The 2421-nt window shown below is 47.0% G+C and carries 2 protein-coding genes; one reads left to right on the top strand and one right to left on the bottom strand.

All coding sequences use genetic code 11. The features are described 5' to 3' along the window. Positions 1-264 (bottom strand): DUF433 domain-containing protein (locus tag V7K41_RS32580; protein WP_334854631.1); only part of this gene is annotated, 264 nt, incomplete at its 3' end. A 251-nt stretch (positions 265-515) separates the two neighbouring features. Here V7K41_RS32580 and V7K41_RS32575 point away from each other — a divergent pair. After that, positions 516-2420 carry a GTPase family protein gene (locus tag V7K41_RS32575; RefSeq protein ID WP_334854630.1) on the top strand — a complete coding sequence of 635 codons (1905 nt, stop codon included), beginning with the start codon at positions 516-518 and terminating at the stop codon, positions 2418-2420. Position 2421: the final 1 nt, after the last annotated feature.

The following is a 2421-nucleotide window of genomic DNA, read 5'->3' as shown; positions in this document are numbered from 1 at the left end:
TTCCAAATGGTCGTATTCTTCAATTTCTGCGGCAATCTCCGTGTCAATTACTTCTTTGTTAGCATAGTAGTAAGCTAGCGCTGCATAAACTTGTGCCAACATTAGCTGTGGTCTTTGGACAACTATCTCTTCCGGTTTCATGCCTGCGTTGAAGTCGATCGCAATGTTGTGTACCGTAATCCGGTGTCCCACAATCCGAGGGCGACCACCACAGGTTCCCGGTGTGCTGACAATTAGCGTGCCAATGTCGGTAATGGTTTGCATAGCTTGGTTACTAAATTTTGCTCCCATAAGCAAGTGAGCAATTTAAAACTTCTTCTAATCTAGAAATATAAATGTCCAGTTATCTATTTAGCTGCCCACAGCAAATAAAACATTTATCCCTAATAATTAGGAGTCTAGCACTAATCCAAGAATATCAAACATCCTGCCTAGATTGGAGACGATAGACTTTTTATAAGAGTAATTTTTGCAAAAACTCGAATTTCCCAACAATTCAAAGCAGGTATGGGGCAATGGTGCGATTAAAACTGTGGCAGTGGGTAGTCTTAGCAATCCCGATCGCGTTTATCATCATTTTCTTACTGGTGTCTGCCGGTTCACAAATTCATGCGTGGGGCATTAATTGGATTTGGGGTGTATTCACCGTTTTATTTGTTGGTTGGCGTTGGCTGCTAGTCAAATGGACTCAACCAGCTGTTAATCAAGTAGAAGCTGTATTAACTCAAGTCCGTGAAGAACTGGAATCGACAGCAGAGGATACAGTAGGGCTACCTGTGGGAAGTGACACCACAAAACTTGCAGAAGCCGCCCTTCAAGAAATTCTCCAAGCAGCACAAAGCGATCGCCCGATTTGGGAAGACTGGCAAGCTTTTTGGACGCGATGTCAGGATTTAGTGGTAGCGATCGCTCATATCTACAATCCTCAGATTCAATATCCCCTGCTGAACATTTACGTCCCCCAAGCTTACGGGCTGATTCGCGGAACAGTGGATGATATGGATCAGTGGATGCAAAAGTTATCCCCTATTCTCAATCAGGTAACGGTTGGACAAGCATACCAAGGATATGAGGTCTACCGGAAGTTGGAACCATCGGCTCGGAAATTCTGGAAAGTTTGGAACTGGGCACAGTGGATCTTAAATCCGGTGGCGGCGGTGGCAAAACAAGCCAGTCAGGGTTTCAGTAACCAAGCAACTCAGCAATTATTGGGGAATTTGAGCCAGTTATTCCGGGAAGCTGCCCTGAGAAACTTATGCCGACAAGCGATCGCACTTTACGGACGTAGCCCAGTTTCAGCAACCGTAGTTTCCACACCAACTTTACCCAAGGCAAAAACCCAAACACTCCGAGAAATCCTGACTCAAGCCCAACCAGCCAAGGCGGTTGAGCAAAAACCTGTAAATATTCTGCTGGTGGGGCGCACGGGATCGGGAAAAAGTAGCCTGATTAACACGCTATTTCAGGCGGATCTCGCAGCCGTTGATGTTTTACCCAGTACCGATCGCATTCAGAATTATCAATGGCAGACTCAAACTGGGGAAACCCTAACGCTTTGGGATACACCTGGTTACGAACAAGTCAACCGTGCCAATCTCCGAAATCTGGTGCTTGATTATGCCATCAATGCAGATTTGCTACTGTTAGCTACCCCTGCCCTCGATCCTGCCTTGCAAATGGATGTGGACTTTTTGCAAGACATCAAAGCAGAAGTTGCAGATTTACCTGCGATCGCGATCGTCACCCAGGTAGATCGGCTGCGTCCCATCCGCGAATGGCAACCGCCTTATGATTGGGAATGGGGCGATCGCACCAAAGAAATTGCGATTCGCGAAGCCACTGAGTATCGGGCAAAACTGCTAGGAAACTTCTGTAATCTAGTTTTACCCGTGGTTACAGGTGACCGCAAAACAAGACGAACCGCTTGGGGAGTGGAGGCGCTATCGTTGGGATTAGTGGATGCGATCGCACCTACCAAGCAACTCCGTCTCGCCCGCTTTTTGCGTAATCTAGAAGCCCGCATCGTCGCCGCCGCTAAAATCATCGACCACTACACCTTCCAGATGACGACAACACAAGGATTGACGACATTGCTTAAAAGTCCCGTCCTTCAGTTTGTTTCTACGCTCTCAACCGGATCTCCAGCTTTAGCATATATGCTGGCGGAGCAAATTCCCGTGGAACAGTTGCCGATTGTGATTGGCAAACTGCAAATGGGATATGAACTTTTCTCGCTCTTGAACCCCAACTCGCTCAACTTTGAATTGCTATCCCTTTGGCCGCTACTGCTGGAAAACTCCGCTTCACCCGATCGCAACGCCTGGGCATTTGGTCATGCTCTAGTGGAGTACTGGACTCAAAATTTGACGGTTGAACAACTCCGAGAACGATTTGAGTATTATTTAGCGATCGCCAAATAAT

It is taken from the genome of Nostoc sp. (genome assembly GCF_036917415.1).
Taxonomy (GTDB): domain Bacteria; phylum Cyanobacteriota; class Cyanobacteriia; order Cyanobacteriales; family Nostocaceae; genus Nostoc.
This window is presented reverse-complemented; position numbering and strand designations above follow the sequence as displayed.